The sequence below is a fragment of the Streptomyces sp. NBC_00669 genome (assembly GCF_036226785.1).
Classification (GTDB): domain Bacteria; phylum Actinomycetota; class Actinomycetes; order Streptomycetales; family Streptomycetaceae; genus Actinacidiphila.
Genome location: NZ_CP109018.1, coordinates 3,003,376 through 3,026,601 on the forward strand (window position 1 = coordinate 3,003,376; position 23,226 = coordinate 3,026,601).

24 protein-coding genes are annotated in these 23,226 nt (G+C 72.1%); 13 read left to right on the forward strand and 11 right to left on the reverse strand.

The genetic code is table 11. The annotated features are described in order from the left end of the window. Nucleotides 1–4: 4 nt before the first annotated feature. On the reverse strand, nucleotides 5–1,027 hold the full coding sequence (locus OG896_RS12035) for an AAA family ATPase (protein ID WP_328469154.1): 1,023 nt from the start codon (nucleotides 1,025–1,027) through the stop codon (nucleotides 5–7). A gap of 36 nt (nucleotides 1,028–1,063) precedes the next feature. Then, nucleotides 1,064–3,151, reverse strand: coding sequence for a VMAP-C domain-containing protein (locus OG896_RS12040; protein ID WP_329364910.1), 2,088 nt, complete (start codon nucleotides 3,149–3,151; stop codon nucleotides 1,064–1,066). 470 nt (nucleotides 3,152–3,621) lie between these two features. On the opposite strand from OG896_RS12040, the gene OG896_RS12045 reads away from it, so the two are divergent. The 3 genes from OG896_RS12045 (at nucleotide 3,622) to OG896_RS12055 (ending at nucleotide 5,947) form a co-directional block, all read left to right on the forward strand. Continuing rightward, on the forward strand, nucleotides 3,622–3,804 hold the full coding sequence (locus OG896_RS12045) for a DUF6104 family protein (RefSeq protein ID WP_328469150.1): 183 nt from the start codon (nucleotides 3,622–3,624) through the stop codon (nucleotides 3,802–3,804). A 150-nt stretch (nucleotides 3,805–3,954) separates the two neighbouring features. Continuing rightward, nucleotides 3,955–4,890 carry a DUF4097 family beta strand repeat-containing protein gene (locus OG896_RS12050; RefSeq protein ID WP_329364914.1) on the forward strand — a complete coding sequence of 312 codons (936 nt, stop codon included), beginning with the start codon at nucleotides 3,955–3,957 and terminating at the stop codon, nucleotides 4,888–4,890. A gap of 1 nt (nucleotide 4,891) precedes the next feature. Further along, nucleotides 4,892–5,947: a PadR family transcriptional regulator gene (locus tag OG896_RS12055; RefSeq protein ID WP_329364915.1), complete on the forward strand. Its 1,056-nt coding sequence runs from the start codon at nucleotides 4,892–4,894 to the stop codon at nucleotides 5,945–5,947. Here OG896_RS12055 and OG896_RS12060 read toward each other — a convergent pair. From OG896_RS12060 to OG896_RS12070, 3 genes are all read right to left on the reverse strand, one after another. Next, entirely contained in the window at nucleotides 5,937–6,899 is a 963-nt protein-coding gene (locus OG896_RS12060; protein WP_329364916.1) for a zinc-binding dehydrogenase, read from the reverse strand. The genes OG896_RS12055 and OG896_RS12060 overlap by 11 nt on opposite strands. Nucleotides 6,900–6,979: 80 nt before the next feature. Then, nucleotides 6,980–7,534 (reverse strand): Uma2 family endonuclease, encoded by a 555-nt coding sequence (locus OG896_RS12065; protein ID WP_329364917.1) that lies wholly within the window; start codon nucleotides 7,532–7,534, stop codon nucleotides 6,980–6,982. Nucleotides 7,535–7,713: 179 nt separating this feature from the next. Further along, the gene (locus OG896_RS12070) at nucleotides 7,714–8,928 is read right to left on the reverse strand and encodes an NAD(P)-dependent malic enzyme (protein ID WP_329364919.1); all 1,215 of its coding nucleotides are present in this window, start codon (nucleotides 8,926–8,928) and stop codon (nucleotides 7,714–7,716) included. Nucleotides 8,929–9,350: 422 nt separating this feature from the next. Between OG896_RS12070 and OG896_RS12075 the strand changes: the two genes are divergently transcribed. The 3 genes from OG896_RS12075 to OG896_RS12085 are packed head-to-tail and all read left to right on the forward strand — an operon-like array spanning nucleotide 9,351 to nucleotide 12,154. Continuing rightward, entirely contained in the window at nucleotides 9,351–10,325 is a 975-nt protein-coding gene (locus tag OG896_RS12075; RefSeq protein WP_329364920.1) for an ABC transporter substrate-binding protein, read from the forward strand. Between the two features lies 1 nt (nucleotide 10,326). Next, on the forward strand, nucleotides 10,327–11,349 hold the full coding sequence (locus tag OG896_RS12080; RefSeq protein ID WP_329364922.1) for an amino acid ABC transporter permease: 1,023 nt from the start codon (nucleotides 10,327–10,329) through the stop codon (nucleotides 11,347–11,349). Nucleotides 11,350–11,401: 52 nt separating this feature from the next. Then, on the forward strand, nucleotides 11,402–12,154 hold the full coding sequence (locus OG896_RS12085) for an amino acid ABC transporter ATP-binding protein (RefSeq protein ID WP_329373917.1): 753 nt from the start codon (nucleotides 11,402–11,404) through the stop codon (nucleotides 12,152–12,154). A 134-nt stretch (nucleotides 12,155–12,288) separates the two neighbouring features. Here the strand turns inward: OG896_RS12085 and OG896_RS12090 are convergent, their stop codons facing one another. Beyond that, complete coding sequence (locus OG896_RS12090; protein ID WP_329364924.1) at nucleotides 12,289–13,071, reverse strand: class I SAM-dependent methyltransferase; 783 nt, start codon at nucleotides 13,069–13,071, stop codon at nucleotides 12,289–12,291. Between the two features lie 82 nt (nucleotides 13,072–13,153). Between OG896_RS12090 and OG896_RS12095 the strand changes: the two genes are divergently transcribed. Further along, the gene (locus OG896_RS12095; protein WP_329364926.1) at nucleotides 13,154–13,786 is read left to right on the forward strand and encodes a CGNR zinc finger domain-containing protein; all 633 of its coding nucleotides are present in this window, start codon (nucleotides 13,154–13,156) and stop codon (nucleotides 13,784–13,786) included. Here the strand turns inward: OG896_RS12095 and sodX are convergent. Next, the gene (gene sodX, locus OG896_RS12100; RefSeq protein WP_328469130.1) at nucleotides 13,690–14,115 is read right to left on the reverse strand and encodes a nickel-type superoxide dismutase maturation protease; all 426 of its coding nucleotides are present in this window, start codon (nucleotides 14,113–14,115) and stop codon (nucleotides 13,690–13,692) included. The two genes, OG896_RS12095 and sodX, sit on opposite strands and share 97 nt — an antisense overlap. A 134-nt stretch (nucleotides 14,116–14,249) precedes the next feature. On the opposite strand from sodX, the gene sodN reads away from it, so the two are divergent. Then, nucleotides 14,250–14,645, forward strand: a complete 396-nt coding sequence (sodN, locus tag OG896_RS12105) for a superoxide dismutase, Ni (protein WP_103884447.1) — start codon at nucleotides 14,250–14,252, stop codon at nucleotides 14,643–14,645. Nucleotides 14,646–14,751: 106 nt separating this feature from the next. On the opposite strand, the gene trxA is transcribed toward sodN, so the two are convergent. Both trxA and OG896_RS12115 read right to left on the reverse strand, forming a co-directional pair. After that, the gene (gene trxA, locus OG896_RS12110) at nucleotides 14,752–15,066 is read right to left on the reverse strand and encodes a thioredoxin (RefSeq protein WP_329373919.1); all 315 of its coding nucleotides are present in this window, start codon (nucleotides 15,064–15,066) and stop codon (nucleotides 14,752–14,754) included. A 116-nt stretch (nucleotides 15,067–15,182) separates the two neighbouring features. After that, entirely contained in the window at nucleotides 15,183–15,602 is a 420-nt protein-coding gene (locus OG896_RS12115) for a MerR family transcriptional regulator (protein ID WP_329364937.1), read from the reverse strand. Between the two features lie 218 nt (nucleotides 15,603–15,820). On the opposite strand from OG896_RS12115, the gene OG896_RS12120 reads away from it, so the two are divergent. Further along, the gene (locus OG896_RS12120; RefSeq protein WP_329364939.1) at nucleotides 15,821–17,842 is read left to right on the forward strand and encodes an N-acetylmuramoyl-L-alanine amidase; all 2,022 of its coding nucleotides are present in this window, start codon (nucleotides 15,821–15,823) and stop codon (nucleotides 17,840–17,842) included. A 131-nt stretch (nucleotides 17,843–17,973) separates the two neighbouring features. Here the strand turns inward: OG896_RS12120 and OG896_RS12125 are convergent, their stop codons facing one another. Further along, on the reverse strand, nucleotides 17,974–18,867 hold the full coding sequence (locus OG896_RS12125; RefSeq protein ID WP_329364941.1) for a MurR/RpiR family transcriptional regulator: 894 nt from the start codon (nucleotides 18,865–18,867) through the stop codon (nucleotides 17,974–17,976). A gap of 208 nt (nucleotides 18,868–19,075) precedes the next feature. Between OG896_RS12125 and OG896_RS12130 the strand changes: the two genes are divergently transcribed. From OG896_RS12130 to OG896_RS12145, 4 genes are all read left to right on the forward strand, one after another. Continuing rightward, complete coding sequence (locus OG896_RS12130) at nucleotides 19,076–19,990, forward strand: 1-aminocyclopropane-1-carboxylate deaminase/D-cysteine desulfhydrase (protein WP_329364943.1); 915 nt, start codon at nucleotides 19,076–19,078, stop codon at nucleotides 19,988–19,990. Between the two features lie 52 nt (nucleotides 19,991–20,042). Further along, on the forward strand, nucleotides 20,043–20,624 hold the full coding sequence (locus OG896_RS12135; protein WP_329364945.1) for a GNAT family N-acetyltransferase: 582 nt from the start codon (nucleotides 20,043–20,045) through the stop codon (nucleotides 20,622–20,624). A gap of 155 nt (nucleotides 20,625–20,779) precedes the next feature. Next, entirely contained in the window at nucleotides 20,780–21,193 is a 414-nt protein-coding gene (locus OG896_RS12140) for an anti-sigma regulatory factor (protein ID WP_093740726.1), read from the forward strand. 226 nt (nucleotides 21,194–21,419) lie between these two features. Next, entirely contained in the window at nucleotides 21,420–22,400 is a 981-nt protein-coding gene (locus OG896_RS12145) for an RNA polymerase sigma factor SigF (RefSeq protein ID WP_329373920.1), read from the forward strand. 336 nt (nucleotides 22,401–22,736) lie between these two features. Here the strand turns inward: OG896_RS12145 and OG896_RS12150 are convergent, their stop codons facing one another. Continuing rightward, the gene (locus OG896_RS12150) at nucleotides 22,737–23,198 is read right to left on the reverse strand and encodes a hypothetical protein (RefSeq protein ID WP_329364947.1); all 462 of its coding nucleotides are present in this window, start codon (nucleotides 23,196–23,198) and stop codon (nucleotides 22,737–22,739) included. Nucleotides 23,199–23,226 lie beyond the last annotated feature (28 nt).

The window sequence follows — 23,226 nt, forward strand, 5'->3', positions numbered from 1 at the left end:
CGCCTCACCTGGGCCTGTCGAGCCGCTGGATGAGCATGTCCGCGAGCCGGGCGCGGGACGGCGGCGCCGCGTGGTGGGTGAGGTATATCGCGTTCAACAGCTGGTCGGTGGCGAGCAGCTCGCTGCGCGAGCGCTCCAGGAAGCGCTGCACCAGGTCGTCGCCGACGGTCGCGGCCTCGTCGCCGAGGTGGGCGCGCACCACGGTCGAGAGCCGTTCGTGGTCGGGCCGGCCCAGCTCCAGGTGGATACAGCGGCGCAGCAGCGGCGGCGGGAAGTCCCGCTCCCCGTTGCTGGTCAGGATCACGAACGGGAAGGCCCGGCAACGCACCCGTCCCTCACGCAGCGTGACGCGGCTGCCGTCGTCGGTCAACACGTCGACCTGCGGCTCGCGTTCGGCCAGCCGCTCCAGCTCCGGGATGCCGAACTCGCCCTCCTCCATCACGTTCAGCAGGTCGTTGGGCAGGTCGATGTCGCTCTTGTCGAGCTCGTCGACGAGCAGCACCCGGGGCTGCGCGGTGGGCAGCAGCGCGGTGCCCAGCGGGCCGAGCCGGATGTAGCTGCCGATGCCGCCGGGCGGCACGGTGCCGGAGTTCGCGGCGATCTGGGTGTCCTGGAGCCGGGCGATCGCGTCGTACCGGTACAGGCCGTCCTGCAAGGTGCTGCGGCTGACGATCGGCCAGTGCAGCACCCGCCCCAGGCCCAGTTCGTACGCGACCGCGTGCGCGAGGGTGCTCTTGCCGGCCCCGGGGCTGCCGGTGACCAGCAGCGGGCGGCGCAGGTAGAGCGCCGCGTTGACCATCTCCAGCTCCTCCGGGCTGGGCCGGTGCATCTCGGCCATGTGCCGGTACGCGCCCAGCCGCCGGGCCGAGGAGCTGTCCGGGCCCGGGCCGCTGCCGACCAGCGGGCCGCCGTCGAAGTCCCGCCACGGCGGCGGCTCCGGCAGGCCGTCCATGCCGGTGTGGGGTTCGCCGGTGCCGCGGTAGATGAGCCATTCGCCGGCCGCGCCGGACTCGGTCCCGTCACTCATCGCGATACCCCCGTCGATCCCGGGCGTCGGTGTTCGTCATGGAGTCTCCAGCAGCTCGTCGGTTCCTGGAAGGGGTCGGGTGGGATCGTCGTAGAGCAGCGCCAGCCCGCCCGACCAGAACATCTCCGGCACACCTTTGGCGACGGCGGCGCGCAGGCCCGCGAGTTGGGCGGGCAGGCCGGCGGCCGTCCGGGCGGCGTGGACGGCTTGCGGCACCCCGCGGTGGAGGTCCGAGCAGATCCGCTGGGACTCGATCTCGTCGCGCCGCCACAGCGCCACCGAGTAGCCGCAGCGCAGCAGCCGGTGCAACGCCTCCGGGGCGGTGGCGCCGCTGCGGCACAGCACGGGCAGCATCTCCCGTGGCCGGGAGCGCAGTTCGGCGTCCTCCGGGAGCGGCTGCTGCTGCGAGTCGAGGCAGTCGAGCACTTCGGTACGGGGCAGCCGGCGGTGCAGGGTCTGCCAGCGGCTGAGCCGCTCCTCGGCGACGGCCGGGTCGGTGTCCGACGGCGGGTCGGTGCGGCGCACCACGACCGGGCGGACCGCACCGAGCGTGGTGCCGTCCGGATCGAGCCGCCAGGTGTCGGCGGCGAAGGCCATCAGCGAGCCGGGCACGGCCAGTTGGAGGGCGGCGACATAGCCGGGCTCGTCGCAGCGGCGGAACGCCTCGGCGAGCGGCGCGGCCAGCCGCGCGGGCAGGTCGGCGACCGCGGTGCCGTGGAAGTCCTCGTGCACGCAGTCGACTTCGCCGCTCTCCGGGGACACCGTGACCCGCCAGTCGAAGCGGTCCGGCTCCCAGCCGCGCGGGATGATCTCCAACTGGGCCTCGCCACGCGCCCGCAGCGCCGGCTCGGTCCCTGCCTGCGACGGCACCTCCGCGCCACGCGCCCGCAGCCGCGACATCCGCTCCCCTATCAGGGAGTTGCGGAAGAGCATGCTCAGGCCCTGGTCGGCCGCGGTGGACTGGGCCCACTCCCACAGCTCCCGCTCGTCGGACTCCTGGGCGGACTGCGGGCGTTCTGCGGTGGCGGCGAGCACCGCGTAGCGCAGCACCGCCTCCAGTTCGGAGCCGCGCCGCAGGTCGTAGAGCAGGCCGAGGCCGTCGCGCCAGGCGCGGGGGGCGACCGCGAAGCCCTGGCCGGCGCCGCCGCGCACCTCCGTGACGAGGTCGCCGAGCGCGCGGGCGCCGGAGGGCGGCGGGAGTTGGGCGAGCAGGCCGAGCAGGGTGGTGCGGCGGCCGGGGGTCAGGGCGCGGCCGGCGGCGGCGCCGATCTCGCTGTGCGCCTCGGTCCAGCCGTAGAAGTCCCGGTTGAGCAGGAACTTGTGGTGGTCGGCGTGGTAGAGGTCGTGGGCGGTCATCACCCGGTGGTACAGGTCGTCGGCCGGGTTCTCGGCGGTCGGCAGGAGGCGTAACTGCTGGATGCTGACGGCGAGTCCGCCGTCCCGCTCGGCCCGGCGGGCCTGTAGCACGCCGATCACCTCGCCGCGCACCAGGTCCACCACCGGCCCGCCGGACAGGCCCTGCGGCATCTCGTCGTCGTTGCTCAGCCGAAGCAACCCGCCGCCACCGGCGCCGAGTTGACCGCTGATCACGCACCGGCCGCTGTACGGCATGAGGATGCCGCCGAGCGGCAGCCAGCCGAAGTACGCGACCGGGTTGGTGGTGTAGCCCTTGGCGGTGCGCTCGGTGAGCCACACGCAGGGATGGTCGAGCGGGTCGACCAGCCGGATCAGCGCCAGATCGGGGGCCGACCAGCCGGACGGGCCGCGACCGCCGGGGCCGAAGCCGGCCGCCGCGCCGCCGTATCCGGCGTCCTGGCCCTGGTTCTGGCCGGGGATGCCGGAGGCCGGGCCGGAGGGCTGGGCCCACTCGACGACGCCCGCGAGGAGCTGGTCGCGGTAGCCGACGCGCACTTCCTTGCGCGGCGCGCCCACGAGTGTCACCTCCCCTTCGGCCCTCGCGACATGGGCACAGGTGAGCACCCAGTTGGGCGCGACGAAGAAGCCACTGCCCAGGAGAGGATTCCCGGCCTCCGCGCCGTGAATGCGTACGGTGGCCTCCTCGGCGAGCGGGACCAGGATCTCGGCAGCCTGGCCAAGCTGCTCCGATGCGCCCCCGGACGTCACCGTGCGCCCCTTGCCCCGCCATCGGCGCACGCGGCGGCGCGGACGGCGACTCCCATCGGCCCCAGGGGCCGCGACACCCCCACCGGCCGCATCCCCGCGGGCCGCATCCCCGCGGACCGCGCCGTGGCCGTGGTCCGCGTGGTCCCCGCGGGCCGTGACCCCGCGGTCCGCGCCGTCGCCGTGCTCCCCGTGGTCCGCACGAGGGCGCGCGCCGCGCCGCATACCGCGGCCTGCTGGCCGATCGCCGACGTCCGCACGCGCTCATTCCCCCCACTGCCGGGTAGTGCAAGGAAGGTTATCGCCCGCCCGACCTGCATGGGGGCCTTCCCGGACACTGCCTATCCTTGACGGTGTGCGGGCCACGCGGGCCGCCGGCCTCGCGGCCCGCCCCGGGCGGCTCGCCGCCCCGGTGGTTGCTGCGTTTTTCCTGCCCGTCCGTCGCCCGTCCCACCCCTGTTCCGGAGCAGATCTTGTACTTCACCGACCGCGGTATCGAGGAGCTGGCAGACCGGCGCGGCGAGGAGGAGGTGAGCTTCGACTGGCTGGCCGACCGGCTGCGCGAGTTCGTCGACCTCAACCCCGAGTTCGAGGTGCCGGTCGAGCGGCTGGCCACCTGGCTGGCCCGGCTCGACGACGAGGACGAGGACGAGTAGCCGGCAGCCCGCGGGCCCTTCCCGACCCCGGGTTCCGGTCCGAAACGCGGGTTCCCGACGACAACCGCTTGACTTGCGCAGCACGCGATATATCGTGTCTCTCAGAAGACGCGATATGTTGCGTTGGGCGGGCACCCGAGGAGGGGCAAGATGAGCGGCACGTCGGAGCGGCACGTCGCCGAACCGGAGAAGTTCGTCTTCGACGAGCTGATCGACACCCTGAAGGTCCGGATCGTCAACGGCGCGATCAACGTCGTCGGCACCGACGACGGCCCGGCCCGGGTGGAGATCACCGAGCTGGAGGGCCCGCCGCTGAAGGTGCGGCTGGAGGACGGCACCCTCAGCGTCGGCTACGACGACATGGAGTGGAAGGCGTTCTCCAAGTGGTGGGACCGCAAGGGCTGGGCGCGCCGCGCGGAGATCTCGCTCGCGGTGCCGCAGCACACCAGGGTCGAGGTCGGTGTGGTCGGCGCCAACTCGGTGGTCTCCGGGATCAGCGGCGCCACCACGGTGCAGGGGGTCAACGGCGACGCCACCCTGGTCGGCCTCAGCGGCTCGGTGAAGGCGCACACCGTCGGCGGCAACGTCGAGGCGCAGTCGCTCTCCGGCGACCTGAGGTTCAGCACCGTCTCCGGCAACCTGACCGTGGTCGACGGCAGCAGCGAGGTCAAGGCGGACTCGGTGAGCGGCAACATGGTGCTCGACCTGGACCCGTCCGGCGGCGGCGAGGTGCGGCTGACCACGGTCTCCGGCGAGATCGCGCTGCGCATCCCCGAACCGGGCGACGCCGAGGTCGACGTCAACACCACCAGCGGCAACGTCTTCTGCGCCTTCGAGGAACTGCGGGTCTCCGGCAACTGGGGCGCCAAGCGCATCACCGGCATCATCGGCAGCGGCACCGCGCGGCTCAAGGCCACCACGGTCTCCGGGTCGCTGGCGCTGCTGCGCCGCCCACCGCTGGAGGACCCGGCGGGCCCGGCAGGACCGGCGGGACCCGCAGAAGCGGCAGGACCGGCGGAACCGTCCGGCTCCGGCGGGCCGAGCGACACGAGCGGCGACACCCCCTCGCTGCGGAAGGACGTCTGACATGCCCCCCGTCTTCGCCCACGGCCGCCTGCGCCTGTACCTGCTCAAGCTGCTCGACGAGTCCCCGCGGCACGGCTACGAGGTGATCCGCCTGCTGGAGGAGCGCTTCCAGGGCCTGTACGCGCCCTCCGCCGGCACCGTCTACCCCCGGCTCGCCAAGCTGGAGCAGGAGGGCCTGGTCACCCACTCCACCGAGGGCGGCCGCAAGGTGTACGCCCTGACCGCCGACGGCCGGGCCGAACTCGCCTCCCGCGCCGACGAGATCGCCGGCCTGGAGGCCGAGATCCGCGAGTCGGTCTCCTCGCTGGCCGCCGAGATCCGCGAGGACGTCCGGGGCGCCGCGGGGGACCTGCGCCGCGAGGTCCGCGCCGCGGCCCAGCAGGCCCGTACCGGGCCCGACGGCCACACCGGCTCGGGCCGGCACGGGCTCGGCGACGCGCAGCGGCAGTGGAAGGAGCAGACCAAGCGGGCGAAGGAGGAGAGCCGCCGGGCCAAGGAGGAGGCGCGCGACGCCCGCCGCCAGGCCAAGGCCGCCCGCGAGGCCGCGCGCGACGCGATGGACACCGCGCGCGACGAGATGCAGCGGATCGCACGGCAGGTGCAGGAGCAGGTGCAGTCGCACGCGAAGGGCGGTGACTGGCAGAGCGGGCTGCGCGAGGGGCTCGCCGAACTCACCCGCGAGCTGGGCCAGTTCGGGCAGCCGCCGGCCTCTCCCCCGCCGTCGCCGCCGGCGCCCGCGCCCGCGGCATCCGGCGCTCCGACGCCTCCCGCGCCGCCGACTCCGCACTCTCCCCCGGCCCCGCCCGCCGCACCGGCGCCGCCCGCACCGCCTGCCGGTGCCGACGGCCGCGACACCGAACCCGACGACGGCCTGCCGCCCTCCGACGACCCGCGCCGCGACCTCGAACGGCTCCTCGACCACTTCCGCGACGACATCCGCGACACCGCCCGGGACCTCGGTGTCACCGACCGCCAGCTGCGCGAGGTACGGCGCCACCTGTCGGCCGCGGCGGCGCACATCTCCGCCGCGCTGCACGGCCACGGGCCTACGTCGTGAGCACCACCTTGCCGAACGCCTCGCCCTCCGCCAGGCGTTCGAAGCCCTCCCGGGCCCGGTCCATCGGCAGCACCGAGTCGATCACCGGCCGCACCCCGGTCGTGGCACAGAAGCCGAGCAGGTCCTCCAGCTCCTCCTTGGTGCCCATGGTCGACCCGACGACCTTCAACTCCAGGAAGAAGATCCGGTTGAGTTCGGTCGCCGGCGGGTTGGCACCGCTGGTGGCCCCGGAGATCACCAGGGTGCCGCCGGGGCGCAGCGACTTCACCGAGTGCGACCAGGTGGCCGCGCCGACCGTCTCGATCACCGCGTCCACCCGCTCCGGCAGCCGGGCGCCCGGTTCGTACGCGCCGTGGGCGCCCAACCCCTGGGCCCTGGCGCGCTTGGCGGGGCTGCGGCTGGTGGTGTAGACGCGCAGGCCGGCCGCCTTCGCCAGCACGATCGCGGCGGTGGCGACGCCGCCGCCCGCGCCCTGCACGAGCACCGCGTCGCCCGGCCGGACCCCGGCGTTGGTGAACAGCATCCGGTAGGCGGTCAGCCACGCGGTGGGCAGGCACGCCGCTTCCTCGAAGGAGAGTTCCGGCGGCTTGGGCAGCACGTTCCAGGTCGGGACGGAGACCTGCTCGGCGAAGGTGCCCTGGTACTTCTCGGTGAGGATCGAGCGTCGCTCGCGCGGGCCGACGCCGTGGCCGGTCTGGCCGATCACCGAGTGCAGCACCACCTCGTTGCCGTCCTCGTCCACCCCGGCCGCGTCGCAGCCGAGGATCATCGGCAGGCTCTCCTCGCTCAGCCCGACCCCGCGCAGTGACCACAGGTCATGGTGGTTGAGCGAGGCGGCCCGCACCTTCACCCTCGTCCACCCGGGCCGCTCCGGCGGCTCCGGCCGCTCTCCCGACTCCAGCCCCCGCAGCGGCTGCTCCGCATCGATACGCCCGGCATACACGGCAAACATCCCCCGACCCTAGGCCCCCTACCCACCAGTACGGAAGCACCCCCGATGTGACCCGAGCCCCTTCCCCCGCCCGCCCCGCCTCAAAAACCCCCGGTGTCCAGCTCCACATCGAAAGGCCCCGGCAACCGCACCGGCGACCCGAACGGGTGGGGTCCGCGCACCTCGGTGTACCCGAGCGGACCCGGCTCGGCGAACAAGGTGCAGGTGCGCTCCTGCCGATCCACGAGCAGGTACAGCGGCGCGCGGTACTCGGCGTACCTTCGGCGCTTGGCGATCCGGTCGGTCTCGCCGTTCGACTCCGAGGTGACCTCGACCACGAGGAGCGTCTGCTCCGGCAGCAGCGCACCGGCCCCCTTGGCCAACGCGTGCGGCACCACCGCGAGATCCGGGACATACCAGTTGCTGCTCCCCGGCAGGTCCAGATTCCCCGACCCCGCCACACAGCCCAACTCACGCAACGCGCCGGCGATCTGCTCCCTGATGGACGATGCCACGAACTCGTGGTCCCAGCTCGGCGCCACCGGATCGATCACACCCTCGACGATCTGCACCCGGTCCCCCCGGATGTGCTGGATCGCGTACTTCAATGCGGTCTCAGGATCACCGACGGCATACGGCTCCGGCTCTGCGGTCAACGGTCCTCCTCACACGCCCGACGTACGACGACACTTTCCCACCCGGTCTACCGCACCCCGCATCCCCGACGCCCGCGCCCGCGAACTGAATCACCCGTTCGAGTGGGCGGTAGGGGGAGGCGTGCCGCAGGCGCTCCTCCCCCGTCGAACCGACCGCCCGGCCACCCGGCCCGGAGGGCTCAGCGCCTGGCCACGCCCTCCGCCCGGGCCGCCGCCGCGACCGCCGCGGTGACCGCCGGGGTCACCCGCGGGTCGAACGGGGAGGGGATGACCCGGTCCGCGGACAGTTCGCCGGCGACCACCGCGGCCAGCGCCTCCGCGGCCGCGAGCTTCATCGTCTCGGTGATGGCCGACGCCCGCACCTGGAGGGCACCCGCGAAGATGCCGGGGAAGGCGAGCACGTTGTTGATCTGGTTGGGGAAGTCGCTGCGCCCGGTGGCCACCACCGCCGCGTACTTGTGCGCCACGTCCGGGTGAACCTCGGGCGTGGGGTTGGCCATCGCGAAGACGAAGCAGCCCTCCGCCATCCGCGCCACCGCCTCCTCCGGCACGGTGCCCCCCGAGACGCCGATGAAGACGTCCGCACCGACCAGCGCGTCCTGGAGCGAACCGGTCAGCCCCGCCTTGTTCGTATACGAAGCCACCTCGCGCTTCACCGCGTTGAGGTCGTCCCGGCCGGCGTGCACCACGCCCTTGCGGTCGGTGACCGCGACATCGCCGACCCCCGCCTCCAGCAGGATCTTCGCGATCGCGACGCCGGCCGCCCCCGCGCCGGAGATCACCGCCCGCAGGTCGCCGAGCGAACGGCCGGTGAACGTGGCCGCGTTGCGCAGCGCCGCGAGGGTGACCACCGCGGTGCCGTGCTGGTCGTCGTGGAAGACGGGGATGTCCAGCGCGTCCTTCAGCCGCCGCTCGATCTCGAAGCAGCGCGGCGCGGAGATGTCCTCCAGGTTGATCCCGCCGAAGGACGGCGCGAGCCGCACCACGGTCTCCACGATCTCGTCGACGTCGGTGCAGGCCAGCGCGATCGGCACCGCGTCCACGCCGCCGAACTGCTTGAAGAGGATCGCCTTGCCCTCCATCACCGGCAGCGACGCCTCCGGCCCGATGTCGCCCAGCCCGAGCACCGCGGTGCCGTCCGTGACCACCGCGACGACCTGCGACTTCCAGGTGTAGTCGTGCACGAGTTCCGGCCGTTCGGCGATCGCCGTGCAGACCTCGGCGACGCCGGGCGTGTAGGCGAGCGACAGGTCGTCGGCGTCGCGGACCGGGACGGTGGCGACCACCTCCATCTTGCCGCCGCGGTGCAGCGCGAACACCGGGTCGATCGGGAAGTCTTCGTCCGCTTCGGCGGTGTCCGTACCGTTTCGGGGATTGACGATCTCCGCTGCCACTGTGTGACCCCTTGGTCGAGAAGGTGAGGGTGAGTGCTCGCCCCGGTGTGGGGAGAGGTGGGCTCGGCGCCGCTGCCACCGGGTACGAGTAGCCGGGGTGACAGGGCAGCACCAGGCGCGCCGCACGCACGCCATAGGCCCCGGATGAGGGGTGAAGGACCCGTTCTACCGGAAGCAGGTTTCCGATGACGAGTGCAAAACGATCGACACGGCCCCCATCGCGGTCCGGCCTTGGTGTGCCGGCCCGATGGCAGCCCGGGGATGGCCCGTTATCCGATTTTGACACAACGAGAACCCTGCCTGGCGCTGTCCGGATGGCAAGATGCACAGATCACACTGGGTGGCGGCACTCGAAGATGCGTGCCCCTGGCGCCCAAGGACCGACCGCAGGTAACACGCTCGTTTCGTTGGAGGACACAGCGATGACCGCAGGCTCCCCTCGGTGTTCGACCCCCCTCACTCGCCTCACCGCGGTCGCCGCCCTCGCGGTCGCCGGCGCCCTGGTGCTCACCGGGTGCGGCGACCAGACCAAGAAGGACGACTCCGGTAGCTCGTCGGGAGGTTCGTCCGGTGGTGCGTCCTCGACCAGCACGTCTGCGGCGCCGTTCTTCGCGAAGCTGCCGAAGAAGTTCCAGGACGCCGGCGTGATCAAGGTCGGCACCGACGCCTCGTACGCGCCGATGGAGCAGACCTCCAACGGCAAGATCATCGGGATAGACCCCGACATCGGCGCCGCGCTGGCCAAGCAGCTGGGCGTGAAGCTCGAGTTCACCAACGGCCAGTTCGACGGTCTGATCACCTCGCTCTACACCGGCCGCGAGGACATCGTGATGTCCGCTATGAGCGACACCAAGGACCGCCAGCAGGGACTGGACGACAAGGGCAAGAAGACCGGCAAGGGCGTCGACTTCGTCGACTACTACATGTCCGGCTCCTCGCTGCTCGTGCAGAAGGGCAACCCGAAGAACATCAGCTCGCTCGCCGACGTGTGCGGCAAGACCGTCGCCGTCCAGCGCGGCACGATCTACGAGGACGCGTTCAAGAAGCAGAAGACGGCCTGCGGTTCGAAGGGCCTGAACATCCAGGCGTTCGACACCGACGCCGAGGCGCAGACCCGGGTCAAGGCCGGCGGCGCGGTCGCCGACCTCAACGACACCCCGGTGGCCGCGTACATCGCGCAGAAGTCCGGCAACGGCAAGGACTTCCAGATCGCCGGCTCCCCGGCCGACGCCGGCCCGTTCGGCATCGCGCTCGACAAGAGCAACAGCCAGCTGCGGGACGTCCTCCAGCAGGCGATGAACGCGATCATCCAGGACGGCAGTTACGCCCAGGTGCTGCACAAGTGGAACGCCGACAGCGGCGCGATCAAGACCGCCGCGATCAACGGCGGCTCCTGACATGACCGGTGCAGTGGCCGGCCCCGAACCGGCCGACACCCCGGCGAACCCCCCGTCCGACACGTCGCAGAAGACCCCGCCGCAGAAGTCCCCGCCGCAGACCCCGCCCGGCGAACCGGCCGGCGCGCCGCCGGCCGGCGTGCCGTACGAGCCGATCCGCGCCATCCCGGTGCGCCACTACGGGCGCTGGGTGGCCGGGCTGGTCGTGCTCGCCCTGCTGGGCTGGCTCGCCTACGCCTTCTCCCAGGGCGACATCCTGTGGGGCACCGTCCGCGGCCGGCTCTTCGACCACACCATCCTCCAGGGCGTGTGGCACACCATCCTCATCTCGGTGTGCTCCATGGCCATGGGCCTGGTGCTCGGCGTGCTCTTCGCGGTGATGCGGCTGTCGAAGAACCCGGTGACCGGCGCCGTCGCGTGGCTGTACATCTGGTTCTTCCGCGGCACTCCGGTGTACGTGCAGCTGCTGATGTGGTTCAACCTCGCGTTGATCTTCCACACCATCAACCTGATGCCGGTGTACAAGAACGACACCACCGCCGTGATGACCCCGTTCGTGGCCGCCCTGCTGGGCCTGGGCCTCAACGAGGGCGCGTACATGGCCGAGATCGTCCGGGCCGGCATCCAGTCGGTGGACGTGGGGCAGTCGGAGGCGTCGCAGGCGCTCGGCATGACCGGCGCGAAGACGATGCGCCGGATCATCCTGCCGCAGGCGATGCGGGTGATCATCCCGCCGTCCGGCAACGAGTTCATCAACATGCTGAAGACCTCGTCGCTGGTGTCGGTGGTGCAGTACACCGAACTGCTGCGCGCCGCCACCAACATCGGCAGCGACACCACCGCGATCATGGAGATGTACTTCGTCGCCTCGATCTGGTACCTGGTGCTGACCAGCGTCTTCAGCGTCGGCCAGTACTACATGGAGCGGCGGTACGCGCGCGGTTCGCAGCGCTCGCTGCCGCCGACCCCGTGGCAGAAGGTCATGAGCAACCTGACCACCGTGCGCCGACCGAAGGTGGCCTGAGATGAGCACCCCCAGCAAGGGCGCCGGGCTGGTGAAGTCCGGCGTCGAACCGATGGTGCGGGCCGAGGCGGTGCACAAGTCCTTCGGGGCCGCGCACATCCTCAAGGGCATCGACCTGGAGGTGGCGCCGCGCGAGGTGTTCTGCCTGATCGGGCCGTCCGGCTCGGGCAAGTCCACGTTCCTGCGGTGCGTCAACCACCTGGAGCAGATCAGCGCCGGCCGGCTGTGGGTCGACGGCGAGCTGATGGGCTACCGCGAACACGGCGGCAAGCTCTACGAGTTGCGGGACCGCGAGGTGGCCGCCAAGCGGCGCGACATCGGGATGGTCTTCCAGCGTTTCAACCTCTTCCCGCACCTCACGGCGATCGAGAACGTCATGGAGGGCCCGGTGCAGGTCCGCCGGGAGACCAGGGCGGTGGCCCGGGAGCGGGCCCAGCGCCTGCTGGACCGGGTGGGGTTGGCGGACAAGGCGGCCAGCTACCCGTCCCAGCTGTCCGGCGGGCAGCAGCAGCGGGTGGCGATCGCCCGGGCGCTCGCCATGGAGCCCAAGTTGATGCTCTTCGACGAGCCGACCTCCGCGCTGGACCCCGAACTCGTCGGCGACGTGCTCGACGTGATGCGCGGACTCGCGGAGGACGGCATGACGATGATCGTCGTCACCCACGAGATGGGCTTCGCCCGTGAGGTCGGCGACGCGCTGGTCTTCATGGACGACGGCCAGGTCGTGGAGTCCGGCCACCCCCGTGACGTGCTGGGCAACCCCCAGCACGAACGCACGAAGGCCTTCCTCTCCAAGGTGCTGTGACGCACCCCTGCGGTGCCCCCGCGCGCCCCTTGGGGGTCGCCCTCCTTCCGCGGAAGGAGGGTGCGCCCCGAAGGGCCGCTGGGGGCACTCCCCCTGGCGCCGCCGGGGGCACGCGCCGCCCCGGGGGGACCGCCCTACCGCAGCGCCAGCGTCATCGCGTCGGAGGGCGAAGCCCACACCGCACGGGCCTCCCGGAACCCGGCGGAGCGCAACGCCTCCGCGTGCCAACCCGCGGACGGCGTATCCCCGTCGGCGTGCTCCCCGTAGATGCGGAACCGCTCCGCCGTGGCCTCGGCGAGCGCCGGCTCGGCCGCGGCGAGCTCCCACCACTCGGCCCAGCCGAGCACACCCTCCGCGCGCGCCCGCTCCATTCGGGCGTGCCGCAGCGCGGACTCCGCCGCGTTGATCAGGGGCGTGCCGGGGTCGGGCATGTGATCGGCGTTGAGGAACACCCCACCGGCCCGGACCAGCCCCGCCAACTGCCCGTAGAGCACGCTCAGCTCGTCGGAGTGCAGCCAGTGCAGCGCGGTCGCGGTGAGCACCGCGTCGTAGGAGTCGTACGGGAGGGCGTCCGGCCAGTGCGGGTCCTTGAGGTCGGCGGTGACGAAGGAGGTCCGGTCGTCCTGCGCGAAGGACCCGCGGGCGATGATGAGCAGCGCCGGGTCGAGGTCGACCCCGGTGCTGCGCGCCTGCGGGAACCTCCGCAGCAGCCGGTCCGTGATACTTCCGGTACCGCAGGCGAGATCCAGCACCCTGGGCGCGTCGCCGACCGTCGCCTCGACCATGTCGAGCATCACCCGAAAGCGTTCCTCCCGGTCGGGCAGATACCACTCCTGCTGGCGATCCCAGCTCCGCTGCCAGGCGGCCCAGTCCGTGCCGTGCCGATCGCTCCTGGCGCTCTCGGATGTGATGGACACTCCGAACCCCTCCTTGCATGTAATACCCTGGTAGCCCAAGCGGCTATTACAGAGCCTAGACCGTGACCAGTAAGGACCACAAGTGGAACTGGCTTATTACTCGGACTACGCCGTGCGCCTGGTGAACACCGAGGAGCCGCGGCGCGGCACCGACACCCTGAACTCGACGGACACCGTCCGGGAACTGTGCGGGAACAGCACCCAGCTCGCCGCGCGGGTGGTGGAGAGCGACGTCGCACGGCTGCGCGCGGTGCGGACCCGGCTGCGCGGGATCTTCGAGGCGGCCGACGAGCAGGACGAGGTCCGTGCGGTGGACCTGCTCAACGCGCTGATGCTGGAGTTCCCGGTCAGCCCGCAGATCTCCGGGCACACGACCGTCAACGAGGAGACCGGCCGGCCCGACTGGCATATGCACCTGGCAGATCACGCGGTGAACACCGCGGCCGCCTACTCGGCAAGCGCCTGCATGGGGTTGGCGGTCCAGGTCACCTCGTTGGGCGTGGACCGGCTGGGAATCTGCGAAGCAGCCCCCTGCCGCAACGCATACGTCGACACATCGACAAACCGTTCGCGCCGGTACTGCTCCGACCGCTGTGCCACCCGCGCGAACGTGGCGGCTTACCGGGCCCGCAAGCGCCTGGAGAACGACCGGTCGGCGCGCAGCGGGCGCACGCACGACGCCGCCCAGGACGCGACCCCCGCCACCGAGCGCTGAAGCTCACCCGGCGGCCGGAACCGGCCTCTGGCCCGGGCCAGCACCAGCTCGTCCGGCACGGTGCCGAACTCCCGGCTGTCGTTGGCGACGAAGGCGTTGTCTCCCATCACCCACCAGCCGCTCTCGCGGCGCTCGACCGCTCGCTTGACGATGAGCAGGTCCTGCTGGAGGGGATGCCGCATCACCACGACGTCCCCCTCGCGTACCTGCTCGGCTCCGCTGCTCACCTTCTGGATCAGCAGCCAGTCGCCGTGCAGCAGTGTCGGTGCCATCGACGGACCGGTGACCTCGACGAGCTGCCATGACAGCCTCGCCCCCTGCTCCCGCATCCTCCGCCTCCAGGTTCGTTTCTTCCCCCAGGGTGACACCAGACTTTTGTCCTAAGCCACCTGGGGCAGCCGGGAAAACGACTACCCCAGGGAGTAATGTCGCACCTGAAAGACGATCACGAGGAAGGACGGCCATGTTCACTCGCCTGTTCGCGCCCAAGGTGAAGGTAAGCGCACACTGCGACCTGCCGTGCGGCGTGTACGACCCGGCTCAGGCCCGCATCGAGGCCGAGTCCGTGAAGGCGGTGCAGGAGAAGTACCAGGCCAACGAGGACGCTGACTTCCGCACCCGCGCTGTCCTGATCAAGGAGCAGCGTGCGGAACTCGCCAAGCACCACGTCTCGGTGCTGTGGAGCGACTACTTCAAGGCCCCGCACTTCGAGAAGTACCCGCAGCTTCACCAGCTCGTCAATGACACCCTGAAGGCGCTCAGCGCCGCCAAGGCGTCGAACGACCCGGCGACCGGCCAGAAGGCCCTCGACCTGATCGCCCAGATCGACAAGATCTTCTGGGAGACCAAGCAGGCCTGACCGCCCGCCGCGCCACCCGCAGACGACCGACGGTCCCGTCTGTGTGACGTTCCTCACGTTTACGTGGGTGTCACACGATCGGGGCCGTCGTCGTCTGCGGCGGCGCTCAGATCTCGTCGGCCAGCTCCTGGAGCAGCCGCCGCTTCGGCCGCGCGCCCACCAGGACCTTGACCGGCTCGCCGGCCCGGAAGAGCATCAGCGTCGGCATGGACAGCACGCCGTACTTGGCCTGGGTGGCCGGGTTGGCGTCCACGTCGAGCTGGACGATCCGCAGCCGCTCGGCCTCCTCGACGGCGATCTCCGCGAGCACCGGGGCGATCATGCGGCACGGCGGGCACCAGGACGCGGTGAAGTCGACCAGCACGGGCAGGTCGGCGGCGAGCACGTCGGCGGCGAAGGTCGCGTCGGTGGTGACGGGCACGCCCGGGTGCGGATGACCGGCGGTCGTGCCGGCACTCCCGGTGACGTGCGGGCCGGCGTGCGTGCTGCCGGTGGCGTGCGTGCTGCCGGTGCCGTGCGTGCTGCCGGTGGCGATGGTCATGGCGACGTGGTCCTCTCGGTCGGTGGGCCCAGCTCGCACATCGGTTCCTCGCCGGCCCCCGCGGCCAGTTCCGCCCGGGCGAGCTGCGCGGCGACCTGGTCGCGTACGGACCGCAACCGCTCGACGCAGGCGTCCAGTTCGGCGAGCTTGCGCCGGTAGACCGCCAGCGAGTCCGCACAGGTGTCGCCGGACTCGTGGCCGGCCCGCAGGCACTCGACGAAGGGGCGGGTCTCCTCCAGGCCGAAGCCGAAGTCCTGGAGGGTGCGGATCTGCGCCAGCAGCCGCACGTGCTCGTCGTCGTAGGAGCGGTAGCCGTTGGCGGCCCGCCCGGCGGGCGGCAGCAGCCCGAGGGATTCGTAGTAGCGGAGGGTACGGGTCGTGGTGCCCGCCCGGTCCGCGAGTTCACCGATGCGCATGCGAACGACCGTAGACCTTGACGTATGCGTCAAGGCCAGCCCCGGCGGGCGGCGGCGCGCGGCCCGGAATCACCCGACTCGCACCGACCCGCACCCCCGGCTCTGAAGAAAACTTTCAGGATTTACGTCGAGGAGGTTGCTTACTGCCAGCCGACCTCGCCAGGCTGCGGCCCAGCACTTCTCTCCATGCACGCCCATCCGGAACGCGAGGAGCCTGGATGCACCACCCCCTCAACCTCCCCCGCAGGCGCAGAGCGGCCACGCTGGTCGCGGCGATGTCGCTGCTGGCCGGCCTGTCGGTGACCGCGGTCACCACGACCACCGCGCGCGCCGCCGACCCGCAGTCCACGCGGCAGGCCGAATTCACCGCGGCCGCCGCCGAGTTCGGCGTCCCGGCGCCGGTGCTCGAAGCGGTGTCGTTCTACGAGACCCGGTGGGAGGACCACGCCGGGCAGGAGAACGCCGAGGCGGGCTACGGCCCGATGAACCTCACCGACCTCACCACCAAGGAACTCGACGCCGACGGCCTGACCACCCAGTCCCCGCGCTACGCCGACCTGCTCAAGGCGCCCGCCGAGCACACCGCGGCCGCCGCGGCCGCGCTGCTGGGCACCGACACCGCGACCGTGCGGAGCGACGAGACGCAGAACATCCGCGGCGGCGCCGCGCTGCTCGCCTCGTACGCCAGGAGCTACGGCCACGGCAAGCTGCCGCGGACCGTCGACGGCTGGTACGCCGCCGCGGCGCGCTACGGCCAGTCCACCGAGGACAAGGTCGCGCAGGCGTTCGCCGACGGCGCCTGGAGCGCCATGCGCACCGGCGAGACCCGGACCACCGAGGACGGCCAGCAGATCACGCTGGCCCCGGTGCGCGGGCTGCACCCGAACCGGAACGACGTGCGCAAGCTGGGCCTGAAAGACGTCACCCCGCCGGTGAGCGACCAGAAGCCCGAATGCCCCAAGTCCGTGACGTGCAACTCCATCCCGGGCGCCTACACCCTGCTGGACCCCAGCGACCTCGGGGACTACGGCAGCCACGACATCGCCGACCGCCCCAACGGCGGCCTGGACATCCGCTACATCACGCTGCACACCACCGACGAGACCTACGACGGCACCCTCGACCTGTTCCGCGACCCGACCTACGCGGCCGGCGCGAACTACGTGGTGCGCTCCTCCGACGGCCTGGTCACCCAGATGACGCCGGACAAGGACATCGCCTGGGACAGCGCCAACCGCTCCTTCTACCAGCACTCGATCGGCATCGAGCAGGAGGCGTGGGCCACCCACGGCGCCGCCTGGTTCAGCGAGGACCTCTACCGGTCGACCGCCAACCTGGTGAAGTACCTCGCGGCGAAGTACGACATCCCGCTGGACCGTGCGCACATCCTCGGCCACGACAACATCCCCGGCGGCACCGAGACCGGCATCGCCACCCAGCACTGGGACCCGGGACCGGGCTGGGACTGGGAGCACTTCTTCGACCTGCTCGGCGCGCCGATCCACGCCACCGCGAAGAAGGGCAGCGACATCGTCGCGATCAAGCCCGGCTACCAGAACAACAAGCAGACCACCACGTACTGCGACGACGTGCAGGGCTACAAGCAGTTCCCCGGCCCGTACCGCAGCTTCGACTGCCCGGTGACCTCCAGCGACACGCCGTCCAGCTTCGTGCCGCTGTACACCGCGCCGAGCACGAGCGCGCCGCTGCTCGCCGACCCCTACCTGCATCCGACCGGCGCGGGCACCAACGCGATGAACGACTGGGGCGACAAGGCGCCCGCCGGTGAGCAGTACGTGGTCGCCGAGCGCCGGCCCGGCTGGACCGCCATCTGGTACGGCGGGCAGGAGGCGTGGCTCCAGGACACCGCCCAGCACCCGACCACCGTGCCGGTGAAGGCCGAGCGGATCGTGCCCAAGGCCGGGCGCGCCACGATCCCCGTCTACACCACGGCGTACCCGGAGGCGTCGGTCTACCCGGCGGACTTCGTGGCCTTCGAGGGCGGCACCGCGCCGCGCCCGCAGACCCCCGCGAAGAAGTACTCGATCGCGGCCGGCCAGTCGTACGTCGCGTCGGGCCCGGCGGTGAACACCGACTCGTACTTCGCGATCTACTACGACGGGTCCGCGCCGCACGACCGCACCGACTTCATCGGCAAGACCAAGGTGTACGAGATCGTCTACAACCACCGGATGGCGTTCGTGAGCGCGGACGACGTGGACGTGGTGCCGGCGAAGTGACGTCAGGACCGCGGTGAACCGGCGGCCGGCGGCGGCCGAGCGGCGGCGAGGCCGACGGCCGGACGTCGGTTCACCGTGACGTCACGACGTCGAAGGACCGGAACGACGGGAGCGGCCGGGTGCGCGGGAGGTCAGCGCGCCCGGTCGCTCTCCAGCGCCTGGTGGGTGATCCGCAGCGCACGGCTGGACAGGTCGAAGGTGCGCTGTGCCACGCACACGAACAGGCAGTCGACCACCACGAGTTGGCTGATCCGGCTGGCCATCGCGCCCGGCCGGAAGGTGGTCTCCCGGCCCGCCGACACCAGGACGAAGTCGGCGAGCCGGGCGGCCGAGGACATCGGGTGGTTGGTGATCACCACGGTGGTGGCGCCCAACGCGGAGGCGCGGCGCAGCGGTTCGAGCACATCGCGGCTCTCGCCGGAGTGCGAGACGGCCAGGAACACGTCGCCCGCGCCGAGCAGCACCGCGCTGGTGAGCGCGGACTGCGAGTCGCCGTGCGCGTGGCAGGGCCGGCCGACCCGGGCCAGCTTCTGCTGGAGGTCCTGCGCGACGAGCCCGGAGGCGCCGACCCCGGCGATGTGCAACTGCCCTCCCCCGCATACCGCCTTGACCGCGCCGGTGAGCTGCTCGGGGTCGAGCTGGGTGGCGGTCTCCAGCACCGCCTGGGACTCGGTGTGCACCAGCTTGGCGATCACCTCGCCGGCCGAGTCGTCCGGGGTGATGCCCGCCGAGAGCGTCGAGCGCGGGCTCTGCCGGGCCGCCGACGCGGCGAGCGCGAGCCGCAGTTCGGGGTAGCCGGCGAAACCGAGCGCGCGGGCGGTACGCACGATCGAGGACTCGCTGGTGCCCGCCAGCGCGCTCAACTCCGAGATGGTGCTGCGGGCCACCTGGGCGGGGTCGCGCACGATGAGCGCCGCGATCCGCGCGGCGGCCGGGGTGAGCGAGGGCAGCAGCCCGCGCACGGTCGCGGTGAGCGCGTCTCCCGCGTCACTGGCCGCAGTGGCTCCCTCCGCTGCGGACCTCACGGGTCTCGGGTCCTTTTCCGGCACGGGAGTAAGGATGCACCGTGAATCCCGCTTGTGGGAGCAGGTGCGCCAAGAAAACTCCGGTTCTTGCGACGGCTGCCACGCGCCGTCAGGTGTCACCCATGCGGGTGACACTTCCACCTGACCCTCCGGGGCGAGCACGGTGGGAGCCGCACCTGCTCGGAGGGGCGCCCGGGAGAATGGGTGGGTGAACGTATCCGTACCGCTGCCCCCGGGTCACCCTGGAGGGCGGCTGCCGACTCCGTTGGTGGAGGTCGCCGACGAGCGGCTGGCCCGGCACGGAGTGCACCTGCTGCTCAAGCGGGACGACCTGGCCCACCCCCTGCTCCCGGGCAACAAGTTCCGCAAGCTCGCCCCGAATCTGGCCGCCGCCGTCGAGGCCGGCCACGACACCCTGCTGACCTTCGGCGGCGCCTACTCCAACCACCTGCGCGCCACCGCCGCCGCAGGCAGACTGCTGGGCCTGCGCACCGTCGGCGTGGTGCGCGGCGACGAACTGGCCGGCCGCCCGCTCAACGACTCGCTCGCCGGCGCCGCCGCCGACGGCATGCGGCTGCACTTCCTCGACCGCGCCGCCTACCGCCGCAAGACCGAGCCGGACGTCCTGGCCCCGCTGCTGGAGCGGTACGGCCCCGCCCACGTGCTCCCCGAAGGCGGCTCCAACTCCCCTGCGGTGCGGGGCTGTACGGAGCTCGGCCGGGAGATCGGCGCGGCCGCCGACGTGGTGGCGGTCGCCTGCGGCACCGGCGGCACCCTGGCCGGACTGGCCGCCGGACTGCCGGCGCCGGCCCGCGCGGTCGGCGTCGCGGTGCTGCGTGGCGGCTTCCTCACCGAGGAGGTGCTGCGGCTCCAGCAGGACGCGTTCGGCGGGCGGCGCGGCGACTGGAGCGTGGCGGACCGCTTCCACTGCGGCGGCTTCGCCCGTACCACCCCGGCGCTGGACGCCTTCGCCGCCGGCTTCGCGGCCCGGCACCGCGACGCCCTGGACGGCAGGGACCTGGAACGCGTCTACGTCGCCAAGACGCTGTACGCCGTCTTCCACCTCGCCGAGGAGGGCGCTTTCCCGCCCGGCACCCGGGTCGCCGCCGTGATCACCGGATGAGCGAACCGGACGCTCCTGCACCGCTCACACCGTACGGTCGTAATCTGGTGGCATGATCCGCGCCGCGACCCCCGAAGACGTCCCCGCCATCCAGGCGATGATCCGCGAACTGGCCGCGTACGAGCGGGCACCGCAGGAGGCGCGGGCGACCGTGGCGCAACTGCGGGACGCCCTGTTCGGCCCCGACGCGGTGGCCTCCGCGCTCATGGCGGAGCCCGACGGCGAGGGCGACGGCGGCGGACCGGCCGGGTTCGCGCTGTGGTTCCGGAACTTCTCCACCTGGACCGGGAAGCCGGGCATGTACCTGGAGGACCTGTACGTCCGCCCGGAGATGCGCGGCGGCGGCCACGGAAAGGCGCTGCTGGCCGCGCTGGCGGCGATCTGCGTCGAGCGCGACTACGAGCGCTTCGAGTGGACGGTGCTCGACTGGAACGAGCAGGCGCTCGGGGTCTACCGGTCGATCGGCGCGCTGCCGCAGGACGAGTGGACGGTCCAGCGCCTGTCAGGACCCGCCCTGCACGCGCTGGCGGCCCGGGCCGGCACGCGCGCCGAAGCGGAGATCACCGGATCAGCGATCACTGCAACCGGTGCGACCATCCCATCGTCCAATCAGACGCCGACTCATGCGCGTTGAGTCGGCAGCGCGCACTCCACGTTCCGTACCCGTACGCTTACGATCGGTGACAGAATGGGAAGGGGCCGTGCGCCGTCCGGGCGACAGCCGGGTACGGATCGCGGTAGCGTCGCTGCGAACCAGAGCAATCACTGTGTGCCACCTTGGAGGTGTGGGTGTCCCAGATCGCAGGCGAGCCCGGGTCGAAGGACTTCGTCGAGGTCCGGCTGCCCGCGGCGGGAGCGTATCTGTCGGTACTGCGGACGGCCACGGCCGGACTCGCGGCCCGGCTGGACTTCACCCTCGACGAGATCGAGGATCTGCGGATCGCCGTCGACGAGGCGTGCGCGATCCTCTTGCAACAGGCCGTCCCCGGTTCGGTGCTGAGCTGCGTGTTCCGGCTGGTCGGGGACTCGTTGTGGGTCACCGTGTCGGCGCCGACCACCGACGGCCGCGCACCGGAACGCGACACCTTCGCCTGGACGGTGCTCTCCGCGCTGGCCGGCGAGGTGGACTCCACCGTCGCGGAGGACCGGACGGTCAGCATCAGTCTGCACAAGAAGCGCGGCGCCGTACCCGGGCTGTCGTGAGGCATGTGAGGCGGCCGTCGTGAGCCCAGCAGACACCCCCGGCCCACCCGCGGAGCACGACGTGCCCGCGGCGCGCGGGCATGCCTCCGTGCCGGCCCAGCAGCCGGACCCCGTGGGCGCCGGGCCGGGTGGGCCGCCGCGGCCGTCGGCAAGACCGCACCCCGATCCCGGGGCGGCGGACCCCGACCCCGGCCTGGCCCGGGGCCGGACGGACCGTAGGGAAGTGATGGACGCGTCGGAGCAGGCGGAGCAGGCGGACCGGATGGATCAGCACGAGCACGCGGCATCGGCGGAGCAGCCCGACCAGCCGACCCGGCCCGAGCAACCGGGACGACCGGACCAGCCGGGACAGCCCGAGCAGGCGGAGCAAGCGGACCAGCCGGAGCGGCCGGAGCAGTCCGAGCGGCCCGAACAGGAGCCCGCCGCGGGCGAGTCCGCCGAGCAGCACGACCCGCACGACCGCTCGGGGGCCCGCGCGCTCTTCGTCGAGCTGGGCAAGCTGCCCGAGGGCTCGCCGGAGCGGGCCGAGTTGCGCAACCAGCTGGTGCGGATGCACCTCCCGCTGGTCGAGCACCTCGCCCGTCGCTTCCGCAACCGCGGCGAGCCGCTGGACGACCTCACCCAGGTCGCCACGATCGGGTTGATCAAGTCCGTCGACCGGTTCGACGTCGACCGCGGGGTGGAGTTCTCCACGTACGCCACGCCCACGGTCGTCGGCGAGATCAAGCGGCACTTCCGGGACAAGGGCTGGGCGGTCCGCGTCCCGCGCCGGCTCCAGGAGCTGCGGCTGGCGCTCACCAGCGCCACCGGGGAGCTGTCCCAGCGGCATGGGCGCGCGCCCACCGTGCACGAACTCGCCGAGCACCTCAAGATCTCCGAGGAGGAGGTCCTGGAGGGGCTGGAGTCCGCGAACGCGTACAGCACGCTCTCGCTCGACGTGCCCGACACCGACGACGAGTCGCCGGCCGTCGCCGACACGCTCGGCTCCGAGGACGAGGCCCTGGAGGGGGTCGAGTACCGCGAGTCCCTCAAGCCGCTCCTGGAGCAACTCCCGCCGCGTGAAAAGACGATCCTGCTGCTGCGGTTCTTCGGGAACATGACGCAGTCGCAGATCGCGCAGGAGGTCGGCATCTCCCAGATGCACGTCAGCCGCCTCCTCGCCCGCACCCTCGCGCAGCTCCGCGACAAGCTCCTCATCGACGAGTAGCCCTTGCCGGGCGGGCCGAGCGGACCCCCCGGGGTGGTGTGTGCCGTCGGTCCAGGGACCACCTGCCGGCGGGTGGCTGCGCGCTGGGGGTGCCCCCTTTGGGGGGAGTTCCCCGCGCCCCTGGACACGCCCGGGTCCCTCCGGGGCAAGCACGCTGGGAGCCGCGCATGCACAGGGGCGCGTGGGGGCGCTCCCCCTGGCTCTCCGCCGGGGGCACCCTCACCCAGGCGAAGCTCCGGGGGAGAACCGCGCGACAGGCCCGTCGCCGCCAGGTGGTCCCTCGGCCGACCGCACCCACCACGCCGGAGGGTCCGCTCAGGCCGGGCCGGCAAGGCCCTAGGCGGCGGTCCTGTTGATTCCGAGTGCGTCGGTGGTGGCGGGGTGGACGAGGAGGACGAGGCCCGCGAGCGCGAGCACCCCGAGCACCGCGCCGGAGGCGACGAACCCGGCGCCGTCGCTGCGCACCATGTTCCAGCTGATCGGGAGCGCGACGAGCTGCACGATGAGCGCGGGCCCGCGGCTCCACCGACGGGCCCGGCGCAGCCCGTACGCCGCGAGGAGCGGAAGCGCGGCGAGGGCGAGCACGAGAAACCCGGGCAGCACGTCACTGCTGCCGCCGAAGAACATCGTCACGCCCCACGCGGCGATGGAGAGCCCTTCCAGCCCCGCCACCGCGGCCGCGGCGGTCAGCCGCAGGGGCGGCGGCCCGGCCGGCGGCACCTGTGCCGTGGGGCCGGCGGCCACGCCGTCTGCCCCGCCCGCGCCGGACTCCTTGCGCTTCGTCGTCTTCTGGCTCACACGTGCCAGCGTAGCCCGGCGTGAAAAT